At 44.4% G+C, this 18,903-nt stretch carries 15 protein-coding genes; 2 read left to right on the forward strand and 13 right to left on the reverse strand.

What is annotated here, in order from left to right; genetic code table 11:
* From L634_RS0115265 to L634_RS0115290, 6 genes are all read right to left on the reverse strand, one after another.
* On the reverse strand, nucleotides 1-229 hold a 229-nt coding region (locus L634_RS0115265; RefSeq protein ID WP_026581164.1), incomplete at its 3' end, for a transposase.
* Nucleotides 230-515: 286 nt separating this feature from the next.
* Complete coding sequence (locus L634_RS0115270; protein ID WP_026583189.1) at nucleotides 516-968, reverse strand: hypothetical protein; 453 nt, start codon at nucleotides 966-968, stop codon at nucleotides 516-518.
* Complete coding sequence (locus tag L634_RS0115275) at nucleotides 961-1,788, reverse strand: DUF3100 domain-containing protein (protein WP_026583190.1); 828 nt, start codon at nucleotides 1,786-1,788, stop codon at nucleotides 961-963. The genes L634_RS0115270 and L634_RS0115275 overlap by 8 nt, the downstream gene beginning before the upstream one ends.
* A gap of 24 nt (nucleotides 1,789-1,812) precedes the next feature.
* Complete coding sequence (locus L634_RS0115280) at nucleotides 1,813-2,676, reverse strand: NAD(P)-dependent oxidoreductase (protein WP_026583191.1); 864 nt, start codon at nucleotides 2,674-2,676, stop codon at nucleotides 1,813-1,815.
* An 11-nt stretch (nucleotides 2,677-2,687) separates the two neighbouring features.
* The gene (locus tag L634_RS0115285; protein ID WP_034262755.1) at nucleotides 2,688-4,184 is read right to left on the reverse strand and encodes an aldehyde dehydrogenase family protein; all 1,497 of its coding nucleotides are present in this window, start codon (nucleotides 4,182-4,184) and stop codon (nucleotides 2,688-2,690) included.
* Nucleotides 4,185-4,292: 108 nt separating this feature from the next.
* Nucleotides 4,293-5,888, reverse strand: a complete 1,596-nt coding sequence (locus tag L634_RS0115290) for a helix-turn-helix domain-containing protein (RefSeq protein ID WP_026583193.1) — start codon at nucleotides 5,886-5,888, stop codon at nucleotides 4,293-4,295.
* A 221-nt stretch (nucleotides 5,889-6,109) separates the two neighbouring features.
* Here L634_RS0115290 and L634_RS0115295 point away from each other — a divergent pair, with 221 nt between their 5' ends.
* Complete coding sequence (locus L634_RS0115295; RefSeq protein ID WP_026583194.1) at nucleotides 6,110-8,077, forward strand: M6 family metalloprotease domain-containing protein; 1,968 nt, start codon at nucleotides 6,110-6,112, stop codon at nucleotides 8,075-8,077.
* A 508-nt stretch (nucleotides 8,078-8,585) separates the two neighbouring features.
* Here the strand turns inward: L634_RS0115295 and L634_RS0115305 are convergent.
* From L634_RS0115305 to L634_RS0115340, 7 genes are all read right to left on the reverse strand, one after another.
* Nucleotides 8,586-9,854, reverse strand: coding sequence for a cytosine deaminase (locus L634_RS0115305; RefSeq protein ID WP_026583196.1), 1,269 nt, complete (start codon nucleotides 9,852-9,854; stop codon nucleotides 8,586-8,588).
* On the reverse strand, nucleotides 9,844-11,112 hold the full coding sequence (gene codB, locus L634_RS0115310; protein ID WP_026583197.1) for a cytosine permease: 1,269 nt from the start codon (nucleotides 11,110-11,112) through the stop codon (nucleotides 9,844-9,846). Before codB ends, L634_RS0115305 begins: the two co-directional genes overlap by 11 nt.
* Nucleotides 11,113-11,657: 545 nt before the next feature.
* On the reverse strand, nucleotides 11,658-13,085 hold the full coding sequence (locus tag L634_RS0115320) for an amidase (RefSeq protein ID WP_026583198.1): 1,428 nt from the start codon (nucleotides 13,083-13,085) through the stop codon (nucleotides 11,658-11,660).
* 82 nt (nucleotides 13,086-13,167) lie between these two features.
* Nucleotides 13,168-13,881: a hypothetical protein gene (locus L634_RS0115325; RefSeq protein WP_026583199.1), complete on the reverse strand. Its 714-nt coding sequence runs from the start codon at nucleotides 13,879-13,881 to the stop codon at nucleotides 13,168-13,170.
* A gap of 15 nt (nucleotides 13,882-13,896) precedes the next feature.
* Entirely contained in the window at nucleotides 13,897-14,604 is a 708-nt protein-coding gene (locus L634_RS0115330; protein WP_026583200.1) for a DUF5058 family protein, read from the reverse strand.
* A 22-nt stretch (nucleotides 14,605-14,626) separates the two neighbouring features.
* Nucleotides 14,627-15,841, reverse strand: coding sequence for a M20 family metallopeptidase (locus L634_RS0115335; protein ID WP_026583201.1), 1,215 nt, complete (start codon nucleotides 15,839-15,841; stop codon nucleotides 14,627-14,629).
* Between the two features lie 91 nt (nucleotides 15,842-15,932).
* Complete coding sequence (locus L634_RS0115340; protein ID WP_269521554.1) at nucleotides 15,933-17,192, reverse strand: Zn-dependent hydrolase; 1,260 nt, start codon at nucleotides 17,190-17,192, stop codon at nucleotides 15,933-15,935.
* Between the two features lie 217 nt (nucleotides 17,193-17,409).
* On the opposite strand from L634_RS0115340, the gene L634_RS0115345 reads away from it, so the two are divergent.
* Nucleotides 17,410-18,804 carry a sigma-54 interaction domain-containing protein gene (locus L634_RS0115345; RefSeq protein ID WP_051428348.1) on the forward strand — a complete coding sequence of 465 codons (1,395 nt, stop codon included), beginning with the start codon at nucleotides 17,410-17,412 and terminating at the stop codon, nucleotides 18,802-18,804.
* Nucleotides 18,805-18,903 lie beyond the last annotated feature (99 nt).

Consider the following 18,903-nt stretch of genomic DNA (forward strand, 5'->3'; position numbering starts at 1 on the left):
TCAAGTCTGTATTTTCTTTTTGAAGGTCCTTGTAGGGCTTTATTTCAGGGGACGTATTGCCACTCCCCACGAAACCCTTTTGACTCTTTTTCTTGTATGCATCAACCCAGTTCCTAATGGTTCCGACTGGAATATCTAGGTCTCTCGCTAATTGAGTTGCTTTTTTACCATCTTCTACGACCATTTGTGCAATCTGTATTTTGTATTCGAGATCAAAATGCTTCCCCATTTAGACACGTCCTTTAATTGTTCTTTGTTAATCATTATAACGAAAGTGTCAATTTACCGTGTCCGTTTTTTAGTCTAGCATCAAAAGTGACCGATAAAGATCCAAATCTGACCGATATATTGAAAAAGTGACCGATAAAATGAAAATCTGACCGATAAACATGGGAAAGTCACCGATACAACTTAAAGGAGCACCTAATCATGCCCCGGATTACTTATAAAGGGCTTCTTCCCCCATAAAAAACGTAAAAAGCCCAGCAGATCCATACCTGCCAGGCCGCAATTAACTAAATAATTCCCTGCATCCGCAAAATAATCTCGGCTATCACCGCAGAGCCAATGAAGGTTCCGAAGAACACAAAGATTGCGACAATGATGCTTCTCCAGCCCAGCTTGGAAAAGTCTGCCCAGTTCTTTCCGATCGATATGCCTGCATAAGCAAGAATGGGAGTTGCCAGAGCCAAAATATTAATCTCGCTTGTCCATCTGACGACATATTCTGAACCCGGAAACCACGGAATGGAGATAAGGATACCAATAATGCCGATATATCCGACGCCAGGTATATTTCCAGGAACAATTTTTTCAAGCACCAGCCCCAAAACACTGATCAAGATCAATACGAGCATGCCCGGAATGGCCGCAGATGGCACCACATCATATCCTACCCAGTTGCCGACAATGGCTGATAGGCCGAATACGGCTAAAATCAGAAACCACTCGATGACATTTTTAAACATTCATGTCGCCCCCTTTGCCGGCACCTGCTGCCTTTTTCTCTTTGCGCCTTATCATTATGGAATATAGCTTTTCCGTTAATGGCAGGCCGATAAAGATACTTACATACAGGCCGGTTGAGAGAGAAATCAAGTTACTTGCCCCTGCAAAGGCAACAATCTGGCTTTCCAGTTCAGGAAACGCCCCGATGAGCGATCCGCTTGCAGCAGCCATCATACTTCCGCTTCCAACCCCTGAAGCCATTGCAAAAGAAAGAGGATGAATAGGAGTTATAGTCGCTAAAAATCCGGAAATCAACCCAAGGAAAACCGCCCCAAACACGGTACCGAATATATAAATCGCCATAACGCCTCTTCCCTCAGGCGAATCAAAACCGAACTTATTCATAATTAACCCGACATTCGGCTCCCGGGCTACTGAATGAGTCATTCCAATGCTTTCTCTTTTGAATCCTAAAAGAATGGCAATTGGAAGTGCAAAGAAAATCGTTCCAAGGTTCCCAAGCTCCTGAAGCAATAAAGCAGGACCTGCTGCAATCAGCGCCTCGATCTGCGGCCCGATGGTCACGCCAATTTTGGCAATTAAGAGGGTAACACCCAGGATGATGAGAGGCTCAGCATTTTTTGCCTGCTTTTCTTTAACAAGCGGAGTAAAATATAAACCCAGCCCCAAGAAAAAGGCATAAAGCATTGGCAGCAATAATATGACTCCGCTGCCCACTTTAAAGCTGAACTGGCCGATCGCTTCAGTAACTCCTACCAGAATAAATGCAATAGCATGCAAGCGCCAATCTTTTAAAATTTCTGTCTTTTCATTCTTCATCATTTCCCCCCCAAGATTAAAAGATTACGAGATAGATCCGCAAACAGCAGAAGAATCAAGCTTGCCCTTCCCTTGCTCCATCGCCTTTCCATAGATATCGCACACCAGCTGCCCCAATGGAGAATCTTCGCTATAGTATTCTGCTGTCTCCTTGTATAAGTGAATATCCTTATTCATATGCTCAAGGCTAAACAGTACATGTTCATAAGAATGGTTAAGTATGTTCTCTCCGAACACGGACAGCACACGATTATGTGCAGACCCGCTTTGAATGACTTCCGCAAGCTGAGACCGGCTGATGCCTGCTTTTTCCCCCACTGCAAAGGCCTCCCCAAGGCCTGCAGTAATTAAAGCTACCAGCATATTGTGGCAAAGCTTCGCCACCTGCCCTGATCCTGAAGGGCCCAGCAGAAAAATATCCTTTCCAACGCTCTCCAGGACAGGGCGAATGTCTGGCAAATATTTATCGTCTCCCCCAACCATTATGGTTAACGTACCGGCATCAGCACCCTTAGGGCCTCCGCTTAACGGACAGTCATAAAAATGGATGCCTTTCTCCTTTGCAGCCTGATACAATTCCTGGGCTGTTTTTGGGTCAATGGTGCTCATATCCAGAACAAAACTGTGAGGCTTTAAAGCAGAAAAGACTTCGCTTCTTCCAATCATAACATCCTTCACAATATTTGGTCCAGGCAATGAGGAAATAATTAATTCTGATTCCTCTCCAACTTCATAAGGAGAGGCTAGGGCAAAGGCTCCCAACTCCTTGCAGTATTCCATGGCATCTGCACTGGGATCATATACAAACACCATATAGCCATTCTTGATTAAATTCTTTACAATCCCCTTTCCCATAGCCCCGCAGCCTATTACACCTATGTTTTTCATCCTCTCGCTCCTTAAGGTTTAATATAGACCGTTTTCGTATCCAGCCAAAAATCCAGTGCCGTGCTTCCCTGTTCACGCGGTCCGATGCTGGATGTCTTTTTGCCGCCAAAAGGAAGCTGGTTTTCATAATGATTGGAAGGGATATTCACATGCGTGACACCTGTTTCAATTTTCCGGACAAAATCAAATGCTTTTTGCAGGTCATTGGTAAAAATGGCAGATGACAAACCAAATTCCGTATCATTCGCAATCTCAATAGCCTCTTCGTAAGTATCCACTTCCATCACCGCCACAACCGGTCCGAAAATCTCTTCTTTTGCAATCGTAAAATCCTTTGTCACTTTGCTAAAAACAGTTGGGGCGACAAAATAGCCATTCGCTTTATCCCCATCCGTCAGCTGCTTGCCTCCATATTCAAGAACCGCCCCTTCAGAGATGGCACTATTCACATAATGGAGATACGTATTTAATTGATGCTTATTGGCAACAGCTCCATTATCGTATCCTTCCCGGATACCGTTGCCGACCTTGATTTGCTTCGCTTTCTCAACTAATAATTCGATCACCTTTTTTGAAATAGACCGCGGCACAATCACACGGCTTGTGCCTGTACAGCTTTGCCCATTATTGTAAAAACCGCTGATGACCACGCTCTGTACGGCCTCTTCCAGGCTGGCATCCTCCAAAATTATCGTCGCATTCTTTCCGCCCATTTCAGCCTGCATTTTACCGCCATGTGCCGTAACAAGCTTTCCAAGATGGATCCCAACATCAGATGATCCAGTAAAGGAGACTGCTTTTATCTCCGGATTGGTTCCAAGTTCTTCGCCAACTATGGACCCCGGCCCCGTAATCATATTGAGCACGCCCGCCGGCATTCCTGCTTTTTCAAACAGTTCCACAACCTTTACAGCAATAAGCGAGGTATCACTTGCGGCTTTATAAATGACCGTATTCCCCGCCAGCATGGATGGAGCAATTTTATAAATGGCGATTCCAAGCGGGAAGTTAAATGGCGTTACGACCGCAACCACGCCAAGCGGTTCCTGGATCGTACAAGCAAAGGTATCCGGGTCAATAGCAGGTACCGTTTCACCGGAGAGCCTGTTGGACTCGCCGCTGAAATGCTTTAAAGCCTGTACGGCTGCATCCACTTCTTTCCGTGCAGCTTCAATCGTTTTGCCCACTTCCTTCGTAATGATCTCTGCCAGTGCTTCTTTTTCCTGCTGGATTAAATAAATCAGCTTAAAGAGGATGTCTCCCCGGCTGATCGGAGATGTCTTTTTCCAGTCTGGGAATGCTTTTTGAGCACTTTCGATCGCTTTCTGTACGTCAGCCTCATTCGATTTTTGAAAATATCCCAATACTTCCTTCGTATCTGCAGGGTTAACACTTGGATATGTTTCTCCTGTCACAGAAGGGATCCATTCGCCATGAATATAATTGAAATACGTTTTTACTTCATCGCTCTCAACAGCAATGCCTTGGCTATTAACCTCTGTACTCATCAAATCTCTCCCTTTCTAAGTAATTGAAATTAATTATAATATTTAGAAAATTTAATGTACATGTGTCAATAACCAAATAATCTTGCTGTTCACTGTGACAGTAACCAATTAAGGGTGTAAAAAGTCAAGGATTTGGAACGCTAGCACGACAGTAATCCAATCGTCTTTTTTATTAAAATTCATGTCTAATTGATTCTCAATTTTTTTCAGGCGGTAAGTAAGCGTGTTGGGATGGATGTGCATCTGGGCAGCTGTTTTTTTATGGCTTTTATTATTGGAAAGGAAGATTTGCATCGTTTGCAGATATTCAGGCTCCATCTGCAATAGAGAGCCAATCTTATCGGATACAAATTTATTCAGCAAGCTCCGGTCCGTATTAAGCCAAAGCCTCTCGGCGCCAAGCTCGGAATAAGTAACAAAACTTTTGTGTTTATGGTTTTTGGCAAAGGATACCGCTTCGGATGCTTCCTGGTAAGAATCAGCGATTTCCTTTAAAGGGACCTCTCTTCCCAAGCCAATGACAGCTTGTTTGCTTATACTCATAATCCTATAGATATCCTCTGCAAAATCGCGGTCATACTTCGTTCGCTCATGAGCCAGCAAAGCAACAATTTGGTCTGACTTCGTAAAAACAATGCTGGTTTCACAATATTTCATGAGTACTGTTTCCAACGACCTGATTAGCTTTTCTTTTTGTAGTATAGATGCAGGGTCCCACAGAAATCCCGACTTGCAGTCAATCATCATGCAGGATACCCTGCTTTTCTCATTCACATGGAATTTTTCCAAAATCCTCGCATCCAAGCGGGCGCCATTGATCATATCATGAAAGGCTCCTTCTCTTAGATGCATCTCTTTTTCAAAAAGCGTATTTTGTTTGACGAACTCCAGTGACAGGGCGGTCGCAGCGTGCTCCAGGGCAGCCTTTTGGATATTGGTTAAACGTTCAGCCGGTACTTTTAAAAGGAAATACCCGAAGAGTTCATTGGAGCTTATAATGGGAAAAGCGTAAGATTGTTCATCTGCAATCTCTGCATAGATTACTGGCATTCCTAAAATTTGGCTGATCGTTTCAAGGATATAATCCGAACCTTTCCCCTCCAGTAAAATCTTTGTAAACCTCCTGTGGATATCCAAAGAATGGCTGAGCTCTTCATTTTTGTGCTTTAAGTCTTCGTATAGTTTGGAATTTATAATGGCAATCGCTGCCTGGTCCGCCACGATCTCCAGAATTTGATAGTCTTCCACTGAAAATTGGACATCTTTATCAAAATTATCTACTACAAGCACACCGATACACTCTTCTTTATACACCAATGGGACGACGATTCCGCTTTTAACCTCCCGCCGGTAAACCCCATTGAAAAAGTGGACATAATTAGTTTCAGACATGCGGGTCATATGCTTCCTGAACTCATCTCCAGAGGCAATGACACCCTTTCTTGTAAGAAAAACCAGCCCTGTCAAAGATTCTCCAGGCTTAAATTTCACCTGGCGCATGAAACTGGTATCCACCCCGACGCCATGTGAAAAATGCAGCAGTCCATCTTCATTTAAGGTATATAGAATCGTAGTATCCGCATTCTCTACTAAATCAAACGCTGCCTTAACAAGCCTCTTTAAAATCTCTTCCAAATCAAGAGATTGGGTCAGGCTGCGATTAATCTCCAAAAGCCTTGCTATCTCATCCTGCGTCATTCTCATGGCCATATTCCCTCCAAAGTGAACTGGAAAATAGTAATTTACTATTAATTATAGAGGATGCCTGCCAGCAAAAGCATCTTTTCGACAAATTTCAGGCGGTACCAGATGACCATTTTTGGGACTTCTCTCTCATTTTAAATATTTTGAATATTATATATTTTTATACACGAAATAAAATAGTATAATTTACCAGAATGCTAGATTAAGAGGAGGCGAAGAGGTTGAGGCAATTGAAAAAGGGTTTTATTTTGCTGGTTACATTGTTTTTACTGACAGTTTCTTCTGCAGCGTATGCAGAAAAGCCGGGGCTGGAAGACTTTCCAGAACCGGCTGATGTACAGTCATGGGTGCTTCCTGAAAATATGACATGGGAAGATTACAAGCCTGTCCCGGGAATTGACTGGCGTACCGCAGATATTAAACCGGAAAGAGTATTAAGGGGAGCTCTTGTGATCGTGGACTTCCCTGACCGAGAGTTTATTTTAAGCCAGCCAGAGGGTTCTGAAGTAGCAGGCAACCCGATTGGCACCGGCAATATTCCCCGTGACGAAATTGGCCAGTTCTGGGTGGATTTTTTGAACAAGCCACAGCCTTTGAATAATTATCGGACCATCAATGAATACTGGAGAGAAAATTCATATGGCAAGTGGGCAGTGGAGCTTGACTCCTTCGGAACATATCGTATGGATCATAATGAATTCCAATACGGATTTAACGAGTTTGGGCAGCATGTGAACATGCCTGAAGGATACGAAACAAAAAATCTAAGAACCGAAGCTATGGAGAAGGCTAAGGCTGATATTGAAGCCTCCGGAAAAGACTACGACTTCACCTTCATTCTCCATGCGGGCTATGATGAGTCTGGTGTCTGGCAAGAGTTTGGCGAAATGATGTTCCAGACAGCAGAAAATGTATCAAAAGAATTTGGACCTCCATTTGAAGGATTCCCTAATTCCGCCAATACACGCTATGTGCCTTGGACTTCCTGGCTTGCTGCAAAAAGCATCTGGTCAAGTGCCAGCCGCGGTGTTTCCATCCAGGGTGAAAATGATGGAATGGGCACGTTTGCTCATGAGTTTGGCCATATTATGAATCTGGGTGACAACTACAATAATCCATATGGAAATCCAGTTTCCCGCTCCTATTCCGGACCTTGGGAATTAATGAGCCGCGGAAGCTTCAATGGTCCTGCAGGGCCGCATACCCGCTGGATGGTCCTCCCTACTCTGGGCGGCTCGGCACCATCACACCATATGCTTCGAAACAAAATCAAACAAGGATTCATATCTGAAGACCAATACCTAAACATCAGCCGAGAAGAATTGGCTGAATCCGGACCTGTGTTCGCTGATATCCTGGCACGGGCTGTTCCGGCGGGGGATGAATTTGGCCGCACCGCGCTTCATGGCATCAACATCAGCATGGAAGACCTGACTCCGAAAAATTCCCTTGAGGACGATTGGCGAGCAGATATGCAGCGCGGGGAAAAATGGTATAACAACTATACCGTTGAGGTGGTTGACCGTGTAGGATTCGACTCTTTCACTCCGGACTCCGGCGTCCTTCTTGCAAAAACGAAAAATGCCGAATCAGCACCAAACATCTGGGTAATCGACTCACATGCCGAAGATATTAACCAGGTTGATTTTAAACGGCCTGACGGGACAGAAGCCATGTATTCAAAAGGGGATTACAGACAGCTTTCCGATTCCCTCTTCAAAGCAGGTACAGCTGATGGCGTTGTCAGCGAATATAAGGACGAGCACAACCGCCTTCACTTTTACATTTTAAATAAAAAGCTGGATGACCAAGGTGCACTCTCCTATCGCGTCGCTGTACGACATATGGATGGCTCCGGTTCCTTTACGCGAGGAATTGCAGCAGAAAACAGCAAGGCTAAATTCGCTGCTCCGGGCAAGGTTGCAGCCTATTCCTTCAAGGTAACCAATACTGGCAATGCAGCGGATCTTATTCGCCTTAATGCAAAGACAGAAGCTGGCTGGGAGCTAATGCTCGAGCATAATGTCATTGAAGTACAAGCTGGCGAGACCGTGGAAGTTCCAGTTTACGTTAAAATTCCAAATAACAAGCCTATACCGACAGACCTAACTTTTACAAGTACATCTGAAACCGACCCAGGTAAGACTGATACTGTGACACGCAGGATCGGGCCTGGGGCAGGAAAGTAAATTATTAGGCGGACACTTTTTGGCGTCTCCCTTTCTAATGAAATTAGCTTGTGTGCTTGGATACTTGTACAACTATTCTTTTAAAGGCTTTTCGGTATTAATATTTGAAATAGCCCGGGTTGCCCCGGGCTATTTTGGCAAAACGTATTTTTTCATCGGGGATTTCCTGCCTATTTTTGCTATTTTTAATGCGAGTTTTGATAAAACACTAAAAAACTAGCCTGAAATTCCGGCTAGCCTTTTTTTAAATTAATTTATTCGCTAAATTCTAATGTTTGTTTGTGAGTTTGAGTGATTTATTAGCTAGTTTAACTAATTTGTTCGCTAATTTTACTAATTTGTTCGCTAAATTCCGCTGTTTATCCGTAAAGTTCACAATTGTCTTGAATATACCCATCAACCTAATATAAAGTCCAGTCAGCTAACGATTCAATCAAACGTTTGATTAAACTAGCTATCTGCAAAAAAGACTGGCTCAGCTATACTGGGCCAGTCTTTTTGCAATCTCTTATTTCCTAAAATCAACCTTATCTTCTAACTCACCAAACTTAATGGCAGTTTCACGCGGCTTTGTCTCCGCAATCACTTTCCCATTCCGAATGGAGTAGCGAACAGCCGCCTGCTTCCGAATTGCCTCATATTCATTCTCCGCGTCCAGCACAATCAGGTTCGCCGGCTTTCCGATTTCAACTCCATAGTTTTCTTCAATATTCAAAGTCTTGGCACTGTTATCCGTAATCAAATCAAATGAATGGACAATCTGCTCATAGCCCATCAGCTGTGACACGTGAATCCCCATGTGCAGCACCTGCAGCATATTGCCAGTACCAAGCGGGTACCATGGATCAAAGATGTCATCATGGCCAAAGCTTACATTCAGGCCAGCTTCGAGCAATTCTTTTACCCGTGTGATCCCTCTGCGTTTTGGATACGTATCAAATCGGCCCTGCAGGTGGATGTTCACAAGCGGGTTGGCAACGAAGTTAATGTTTGAAAGCTTTAACAGCCTGAAAAGTTTATAAGTGTAGGCATCATTGTAAGACCCCATTGCTGTTGTATGGCTGGCGGTTACCCGATTGCCCAATCCGCGCTCGTAAGCTTCCGCTGCTACTACTTCCACAAAGCGCGACTGTTCATCGTCAATTTCATCGCAGTGGATATCGACAAGGCGGTCATATTTTTCAGCCAGGTCAAAGGCTGTCTTCATGGAAGAAACACCGTACTCCCTTGTGAATTCAAAATGAGGAATGCCTCCTACAACATCAGCACCCATTTTCAATGCTTCCTCCAGCAGTTCGGCTCCGCTTGGGTAGGAGTGGATTCCCTCCTGCGGGAAAGCCACAAGCTGCAGGTCCACAAAGTTGGACATTTCTTCTTTTACTTCCAAAAGTGCTTTTAATGCAATTAGACTAGGATCGGTTACATCCACATGTGTACGGACATGCTGGATTCCCTGTGCAATTTGCCACTTCAGTGCTGTTTTCGCTCTCGTTTTTACATCTTCATGTGTCAGTGTTTCTTTTCGCTGCGCCCATCTTTGAATACCCTCGAATAAAGTCCCGCTCTGATTCCACTCGGGCTCTCCTGCGGTAAGGGTTGTGTCCAGGTGGATATGCGGCTCGATGAAAGGTGCAGAGACAAGAGACCCCGCTGCATCAATGAACTCCTGTTCCGTCGCTTCCACTTCACCTTGTGAAATGTCTTGGATCTTTCCTTCTTGTATTGCTATATTCCATAAACCCTCTTTGCCTCTAAGCTTTGCATTTTTAATAATCACTTCTTAACTCACCTTCTTTAACTGTACTCTTAGCTTGCCATTGAGCCGCCAATTTCGAAATAAGGACAAACGTAATCGCCGATCCTAACAGCGCATTAACAGGCGGTATCCCCGGCATAAGGTTGGCAATGGCTACTCCAGCACCCCATGCAAGGATGGCCACCCAATTGACAGCTTTAAATTTCATATCTGCAAACTTCTTATACTTTCCTCGATTTACAATAAAGTAATCGGCTAAAATAATCGCCCCGATCGATGGCAGCGTAGAACCCAGTATGGTCAGCCAGCCAACAAAGTTGTTATACAGCCACATGGCTGCGAGGGTTCCGACGATTCCATTGAAGATAACGACCTTGCTTTTCGAGATTTTTAAAATGCTGGCAAAACCTAATCCAGATGCATATAGTGCGTTATCATTCGTTGTCCAGATGTTTAATCCAAGAACCAGAATCGCTGGCAAAATCAATTTCTGAATGAACATAACCTCTGAAATATCGGACTGCCCAGTTGCAATGGCACCGATTGCTCCAAAGATGAACATCAGGGAGTTCCCGATAAAGAAAGCAATAACGGTTGTCATCACTGCTGAACGTTTCGTGTGCGCAAAACGTGCAAAGTCAGGTGTCAAAGTCCCCGCACTGATAAATGAACCAACACAGATCGTTAAAGCTGCTGCCAGCCCAATCGCTTCAGCCGGCTGATATTGCATAAGCCCTTCCAAACCGCCTGCTGATTCTGTTGCTTTAAAAACAGAGAAGCTTCCCAGGATGGTGATTAAAGGTACCGCGATAAAGCTTAGGATTGCCAGTGCCTTCATCCCGAAAAAGGCAGTGGCTGTCATTAAAAGTCCTGCTGCTAAGATTAGCACGTTCGCATCAAGCCCTGTCACTTTTTGTACTGGAAGGGCAAACATCGCTACCCCTACCCCGAACCAGCCGACCTGCGTGGCAGCCAGCAGGAAGGAAGAAAGATAAGATCCTTTTTTACCAAAAGCATAACGAGTTAAGAGGTGCGTTGATAAACCAGTTTTTGCCGCAATATATGCAAGTGCTCCTGTATAAGCACCCAAGATCAAGTTACCTGCTAAAACTATTCCGATAAATTGCATGAATGTTAACCCTGTTCCAAGGGTTCCGCCTGACCACATGCTTGCAGAGAAGAAGGTCAGCCCGAGCATCACCACAAGCATTTTCCAGAAACCGCTGCGATGCCCCTGCGGTACTGCCTCTAACGAAAAATCCAAATCTGCTTTTTTCATACCAATTCCTCCAATCATTTTTTGAAACTGGTACCGAAGGATTCTTCGATGGGGAAGGTGATGGAAAAAGAAAAAGGCTTCTCGCCGTTTCCGACAAGAAGCCTTTTTCCTCATGAAAAACCCATGGGCAGGATACACCTCACCCATTGATCATCATATTTCCGCTGTCCTTGTCAGCCTCACGGGACTGAATTAAAGGTACCAGTATTTAATTGTTTACTATTATTTCAGAAATATAGAAGAGTGTCAACATAGTGTTTCAAGACTCCTACTCAAATATTCTGGCTGTTCAGCTCTGAAATCTTTATACTAATGTTTTTTAGTAACAGCCACTTGTTTTTAAACATTTATTATCACAAGCTTTTTTCGACAATTTCATTTCCTATTTCCCAGGAAAAGATTTTTTTCTACATGGTACTGCAGCAGAAAAAGCAGAGCCATGAAAGGGTTCATGAAGTTACAAATCAAGCGATCCGGTGTAAAAAGGTTTTTCGACTGCTGGAAATAAAACAGGGCTGCCCTCATGAAGCAGCAGCTCTGGCTCTTTATATGGTCTGTTCTATAGCGATTTGCGGACGCCTCTTCCCATACCCTGTTGCCTGTTCAAAGGCCCGGCCGATTCTTAGGACTTCAAAGTCAGCTCGGTGCGCTCCAACGATCTGCAGGCCAATCGGGAGACCGTCTGCTGTAAATCCGCTCGGGACGGAGAGAGCCGGGTTTCCTGCAGCGGAAATATAATAGCAGGAACGCATCCAATCGATGTAGTTCTCCATCTTCACTCCATTGATTTCAGTTGGATATTCGATATTTACATCAAATGGAGAAACCTGGCTGACTGGCAGAATAAGTGCGTCGTATTGTTTAAAGAATTCACCCATGCGGTTATACAGAATTGCGCGGAGCTTCTCTGCACGGCCAATATCCTGGCCTCTTTGATTTCTCCCCTTTTCGATATTCCAGATGACACTCGGTTTAATCATTTCACGAAAGCGGTCAAAGATTTCCGAATAAGAAATCTCAAACTCCAATGCCCTAAGCACTTGGAACACCTCCTCGGCTTCCTGTAAATCCGGGCATGCTTTTTCCACAGTGCATCCAAGATCCTCAAAGACCTTCACCTGTTCTTCGAGGTTGCTTCTTACTCCAGGCTCCACTGGAAGGATACCTCCAAAGTCAGCAGAATAGGCGATGCGCAGCCCTTTAATAGCAGTCTTTGCTGGCTCAAGAAACTTCGCACCTGGTTCTTCAATGGAAAGCGGGGACTGCCTGTCAGGTCCTGCAATCACTGACATCATGAAAAAGGCGTCGTCTACACTGCGAGTAATCGGACCCTGTACAGCCAGAGGCGAATAGAGCGCCGCTTTTGAAAATGGAATACGCCCAGGAGAAGTTCTCAAACCAACCACATTATTAAAGCAAGCGGGATTTCGCAAAGATCCTCCCATATCGCTTCCATCTGTAAAAGGGATCATTCCGCTTGCCACTGCAGCAGCCGCTCCCCCGCTGCTTCCGCCCGCTGTTTTGCCAAGGTCATATGGATTTCTGGTAGCACCAAACAGCTTATTGAAAGTATGAGACCCTGCTGCAAATTCAGGAACGTTTGTTTTTCCAATCACAATAGCCCCTGCCTTACGCATCCTTGCTACAATCAGATCATCCACGCTTGGATAATGGTCCCGGAAAATCAAGGATCCGCTAGTTGCCGGAAAGCCAACAGCATTATGGGTATCCTTTATGGCAATCGGAAGCCCGTGAAAAGGGCCGGCCTGCTTCCCGGCATCCAGCATCTCATCCGCTTTGGCTGCTTCCTTTAATGCCAGTTCCTCATTAAGAGATACAATCGCATTTACCTTTGGATTAACCCGCTGGATTTGTGCCAGGTGTGCTTCCATCACCTCCCGGGCGGATAATTTACGCTCTTGAATAGACTTGGCAAGGTGACGTGCAGAAGCAAAACAAATATCTTTTTCCATTTCATAACCGCTCCCCGCTATTGATTTTTTGACTCAAAAAATCCCCCTCCAATTTTTCTCTAAGCTGAAGGGGAATCCGTTTTTACTCAGACACGCCGCTTTTTGATCTTTCGATAAACAGAACGACTGCAATGGTAATGGCTACACACAAAACAATCTTTATCAAGCTAAAAATAGGTGCAAACAGCACACCCATGCCAATCACAAAAGCAACAAGCCCATACAAAGGCTTTTTTAGGGCAAATTGCCCCAGCACCCCTCCGTAAATGGCAGGCAGAATAAATTGAAGGGCATTTTGCACGGATTGCGGGATAATGGTGAGGATATACGAACCGCTTAACACGACAGCAATGATAATGACAATGTTCGTTAAAGAAGCAACAGCAATTCCAAGTGTGCCCGCCACTTCTGCTTTTTTTGTACCTGGTTCAGCTCCTATTGACTCTTGGGCTGCCGCTGAACAAGGAAGGCACATATTAGCGATATTCCCGGTCAAAAAGGCGATATAGGTGCCGGATTTTCCAAGCACCGGATAATACGTGATTGGCTCAAGGAACCACATGATCCCGATAAAGGCCGCATACCCGATCAGTCCCCCTGCAATCGCTCCCCAGCCTGGATGGTAGCCTAAAATGAATGAAAAGTAGATGGGCGGCACGAACGACATGGCAATCAGCAGCCAAAGGGTGGTTTGTCCCCAAAAATCGGCCTTGCCATGAAATCCCTGCATGCTCATGGTCGTTTGTTTTATCTCAATATTCGCTTCCGTCACTCCAGCTTTTGTCGGTACAGTCATAGTACATCCCCTTTCTTAAATAAGTGTAGTAAGATAGCTAATGGTCAATGCAATGACAAGCGATATCCCAAGTGCCCATTCCTGAAGCCAGCGGATTTCCCGTTTCTTTGCAAACGTAAGAATAAGCATCATCGATACGCCGGCAGCAATGGCAGCAACCGTCTCACTATAGCCTTTTACCATTTGCTGACTGGCAAGATAAGCAAACGCACCCAGCATCGCCGCTGTCGACACAATGGTCATCATTCTGGCATTTTTACTGACAATCTTTTTTTCCACTTTCCCCAATGATTTCGTCGCAAGAGCAGTAAAGATCAGCCAGCCTGTTCCGCCCAGGCACATGGTCCAGACGACTGTCGTAAATGCTGCCAGCCCAAAATCAGGGGAATTTAAATCTACTCCATATGCATTTGCCCCAATTCCTGCAGCGGTCAATTCGGTTGCTGCAGAACCAATGATTCCAATTCGCATCAATGTAAACGGACCGCCAAGGACGGCAATGAGTGAAATTATGACAATGGCAATTCCGAATGAAGGCCCTAAACTGCTGATAAAGCCTGTTCTCAAGGCTCTTTTCGTCTCATCCTTTGTCATTCCTATATTCGGAGCTGTTTGGGATGCGATCCGGATAAATATAATGGCCTGAAAAATGACGATTGCGACTACAATGCTGGCAAATATCCAAACCGGGGTACTATTGGCAAACCTTAAAACCTCGTCCATACCTATTACCTCCTCCTATTGTTTAATTGGATTGAACTTCAGCAGATTTGTTTTCAGCAGCGGCTTCACCTGAAAGATAATCAAACACCGCGGAAATAAATACCTTGCCAATATCAAGCATGGAACGCTCATCAACATCAAAGCGCGGATGGTGATGCGGAAATTCCTCTATCTTTTCCGAATTTCCTCCAACAAAGAAGAAGGTGCCAGGTACTTTTTGCAGATAATAAGCAAAATCCTCCATCCCCATCTGGGCAGGCATGCGAATGACATTTTCTTCACCGAAAAGCTTCCCGGCCAGCCTTTCAATTCTTTTCGTTTCACCTGGGTGATTCTTGACAGCCGGATAGCCTCTTACATATTCATACTTTGCGGTTGCCCCTACTGCTTTACAAGTCGAATGGGCGATTTCCCCTATCAAACTTTCAATCATGCTGCGAACATCCTCATCAAACGTCCGGACCGTTCCCGTAATCCTTGCTTTGTCCGGGATGACATTAAATCCGGTTCCGCTATTAAAAGCGGCTACAGACACAACCGCGGTTTTAACCGGATCCACTTTTCTGGCCACAACCTGCTGCAGATTCGAAATGAGCTGACTTCCTGCTGCAATTGGATCTACTGTCAAATGCGGTGTGGCAGCATGTCCGCCTTTTCCGAAGATATTAATCTCAAATGTATCCCCCGCTGCCATGGCATCCCCTTCCCTAACGCCGACAGTGCCTGCCGGATTCGTCGACCAGACATGAGCGCCATAGATGACGTCTGCACCATCAAGACATCCGTCTTCAATCATTGACTTGGCCCCGCCAGGAATCACTTCTTCCGCAAATTGGTGGATAAAAAGAATATTTCCCTCCAGTTGATTTTTGACCTCGGATAATGTTTTGGCTACACCAAGAAGAGCAGCGGTATGGATATCATGGCCGCAAGCGTGCATAACCCCTGGAATGCGGGATTTATACTCTACTTCATTTTCTTCCTGGATCGGGAGGGCATCAAAGTCTGCTCGCAATGCGACCGTTTTTCCAGGCTTTCCGCCTTTCAATAATCCTGTTACACCTCGCCCGCCAACGTTCCTCCTTACCTCCAATCCTAAATCCTCAAGGAAGCTTGCTACTTTCTCAGGAGTGTTTACTTCTTGGTGTGAAAGCTCCGGATACATATGGAGGTCTCTTCTAAAACTCACCATTTCCGGATAAATCTCTTGCAATCTTTCAAAAAGCTTCTCTACCATTCTTTGTCCCTCTCCTTTTAAAAATAATATAACTAAATATTATAAATTATCTGCAAAATAAAAATGATCTAAAGAAAGAAAAGCAGTTAAATTAGATCTTCTGCTTTTCTGTTTCTTTGCACGCCAGTTTTCTAACGACATTCAGCAATAAATCACAGCCTGCCTTAATATCTTTTATACTTGTATATTCCTCAGGGCAATGGCTTTTCCCGCCCTTGCTCGGGATGAAAAGCATACCTATATCCGTCAGCCCGCTTAACATCGCTGTATCATGCACAGCGCCGCTATTTAATTTTAGATAATCAAATCCCTGCTCTTTTGCGGTTTCTTCAATCTGTCCGATTATGCGGGATGAAAGCTTTACAGTATCCGATTCGCCAACCAGCTCAATCGTGCTCTTTAATGAATGCTCATCTGAAACCTCTTTTACCTTTTGAGCCAGCTTACGGGATACGATCTCAACTCCTTCAGCTTCTACATCTCTTATATCTACATAGAATTCGACTATTTGAGGAATCACGTTCGGTATATTCGGCTTGCACTCTATTTTCCCGACTGTAGCCACCGTTGTCTCCAGTGCCTCATGTTTGGCTGTTTTTTGAATATGGGATATGATTTCAACAGCACCCGCCATTGGATCTGATCTTACGTTCATCGGAGTCGTCCCTGCATGATTCGAATCTCCATCAATTGTCACTTTGAACGTCTTCATTCCTGCAATAGCCTGTACAATTCCGATTGACTTCTGCTGACTTTCGAGTACCTGCCCCTGCTCAATATGAAGCTCGATCATGGCGTCTATTTCCCCTTTTTGGAGGATATCTCTTTCCATATGATCGATTTCCAGTCCAAAATCTTTAGCTGCTTCGTAAACAGATTTCCCCTCCGGGTTCTTGATCGCCTTTAATTCTTCCAACTCATATTTTCCTGCAAACACCTTGCTTCCAACCATGGTAATGCCAAAATTGGAGCCTTCCTCTTCCGCAAAGCTTACCAGTTCTATCGGCCGGCTTAATTCCGCCTCCTCTTCTTTCAACACTCTTATAATCTCAAGTGCAGCCAAAACACCGGTTAACCCGTCATATTTTCCCCCGTTTTTCACCGTATCGTGATGGGAGCCAATCATAATGGATGGTTTGTTCAAGTCTTTTCTGTATGCAGCCCGAATATTGCCGATGGCATCGACCTTTACGTCGAGCCCAAGCTCTTCCATCCGGGCAGAAAGGTATTTTCTTGCCTGCCGATCCTCCCGGCTGTAGGAGAACCTTGTACAGCCATTCCCCGGCGTACTTGTATAGCTAATGATGTTTTCAAAGTCTTTCATCATTCTCCTGAGGTTTATCTCCAACACATGATCCCCTTTCTATTAAAATGACTTTTCTCCCTAGTAATGACATGAATGCAATGATATAATTTTTAGAAAATTTTAAATGGTTATTTAACTTTATATTGCAAGAAGCATGCCAACTTAGTTTCATTGTGTTTATAGGTCTTTGCTTTTGTTTTTGATGAAAATATTCATCAAAACCGATGAAATTGATCATCACTCAAAATAAGCGGGGGTTTTTATGGAAAATAATCAGCTGGAAACATATAAGCAAGCATTTGAAGATTTAAATTTTATTTTGGACCTAACCCATAGCGCCATCACCATCACAAATGGCGAAGGAGTTTTTACCAGAATCAGCAAGTCCTGCGAGAGTATATTTGGAGTCCCGGAATCTGAGATTATCGGAAAAAGTGCCTTTTTGCTGGAAAAGCAAGGTTTTTTCAGCACATCTGTCACCTGCGAAGTAATCCGCAAGAAAAAAAGGGTCACCATTATACAGAAAACAGCTGCCAATAAAACGGTCCTGGTAACCGGCACCCCATTTTTTAATAAGGAAAAAAAGATCGAGAAGATTATCAATATCTCAAAGGACATCACGGAAACGAATAAGCTGGCATCTGACCTTAAAAGGCTTCAGGCAGAACATGAATGGCTGAAACAGGAATTAATGAAGCGTACACGGCTGGAACGCGGCAAGATTGCCTCTGAAAGCCAGGATATGAAAAGAATCATTGAACTGGTTCATCATATTGCTGATATGGACGCCACCGTATTATTGCTCGGAGAAACCGGAGTCGGGAAAGGATATATGGCGGATATGATCCATTCCGTCAGCAAACGCAAGGACCAGCCCTTTATTTCCATAAACTGTGGGGCTATTCCTGAAAATCTGCTGGAATCGGAGCTATTCGGCTATGAAAAAGGGGCATTCACAGGAGCACTAAAGGAAGGGAAAAAGGGGTTGTTTGAAACAGCCGGCAATGGAACCATTTTTTTGGATGAAATTGGCGATATGCCTGTAAGCCTGCAGGTAAAGCTTTTACACGTTCTCGATGACCGTACCGTCAGAAGAATAGGCGGATCAGCAGCTTTTAAAGTAAACTGCCGAATCATCGCAGCCACCAATAAGGATATTAAAGACCTTGTAAAGGCTGGCAAATTCCGTGAGGATCTCTTTTACCGGCTGAACGTTGTACCCATTACCATCCCTGCTTTAAGGGAACGCAAAGAGGATCTGTTACTTCTCGCCAACATGTTCCTGGAAAACATGAATGAAAAATATAGGATGAAAAAGACATTTTCCGACGAAGCCATCAGAGTCCTATATGACTACGACTACCCTGGGAATATAAGAGAGCTGCAAAATATGATCGAAAGACTGGTCATCCATACAATCGGGGACACCATCGAAGCCGAAAAAATCCGCGAAATAATCGAACCTTCACGCGCAAACACCCATAGCGAAGAAATCATTCCCCTAAAAGAAGCCGTAGAACAATTAGAAAAGAAATTGCTGCGGGCTGCTTTCCAAAAATATAGAACAACAAGAAGAGTGGCCAAAGCTTTAGAAATTGACCAATCTACGGTTGTGAAGAAAGCGAAGAAACTTAAAATGGAAGTGCATAGGCGATAGAGCGCCATAAGTAAAAGGCCGGTTTCTATAAATTCCGGCCTTTTGACTGTTAGGATTAAATCCTTAACCTCTCAGATTCAATCAACGTTTGATAAATTA

It is taken from the genome of Bacillus sp. J33 (assembly GCF_000518885.1).
Lineage (GTDB): Bacteria > Bacillota > Bacilli > Bacillales > Cytobacillaceae > Cytobacillus.

Excerpts from the sequence above, each read along its gene's own strand:
- L634_RS0115270 (WP_026583189.1), bottom strand. The coding sequence starts at position 968 with ATGTTTAAAAATGTCATCGAGTGGTTTCTGATTTTAGCCGTATTCGGC.
- L634_RS0115275 (WP_026583190.1), bottom strand. The coding sequence starts at position 1,788 with ATGAAGAATGAAAAGACAGAAATTTTAAAAGATTGGCGCTTGCATGCT.
- L634_RS0115280 (WP_026583191.1), bottom strand. The coding sequence starts at position 2,676 with ATGAAAAACATAGGTGTAATAGGCTGCGGGGCTATGGGAAAGGGGATT.
- L634_RS0115285 (WP_034262755.1), bottom strand. The coding sequence starts at position 4,184 with ATGAGTACAGAGGTTAATAGCCAAGGCATTGCTGTTGAGAGCGATGAA.
- L634_RS0115290 (WP_026583193.1), bottom strand. The coding sequence starts at position 5,888 with ATGAGAATGACGCAGGATGAGATAGCAAGGCTTTTGGAGATTAATCGC.
- codB (WP_026583197.1), bottom strand. The coding sequence starts at position 11,112 with ATGAAAAAAGCAGATTTGGATTTTTCGTTAGAGGCAGTACCGCAGGGG.
- L634_RS0115320 (WP_026583198.1), bottom strand. The coding sequence starts at position 13,085 with ATGGAAAAAGATATTTGTTTTGCTTCTGCACGTCACCTTGCCAAGTCT.
- L634_RS0115325 (WP_026583199.1), bottom strand. The coding sequence starts at position 13,881 with ATGACTGTACCGACAAAAGCTGGAGTGACGGAAGCGAATATTGAGATA.
- L634_RS0115330 (WP_026583200.1), bottom strand. The coding sequence starts at position 14,604 with ATGGACGAGGTTTTAAGGTTTGCCAATAGTACCCCGGTTTGGATATTT.
- L634_RS0115335 (WP_026583201.1), bottom strand. The coding sequence starts at position 15,841 with ATGGTAGAGAAGCTTTTTGAAAGATTGCAAGAGATTTATCCGGAAATG.
- L634_RS0115345 (WP_051428348.1), top strand. The coding sequence starts at position 17,410 with ATGGAAAATAATCAGCTGGAAACATATAAGCAAGCATTTGAAGATTTA.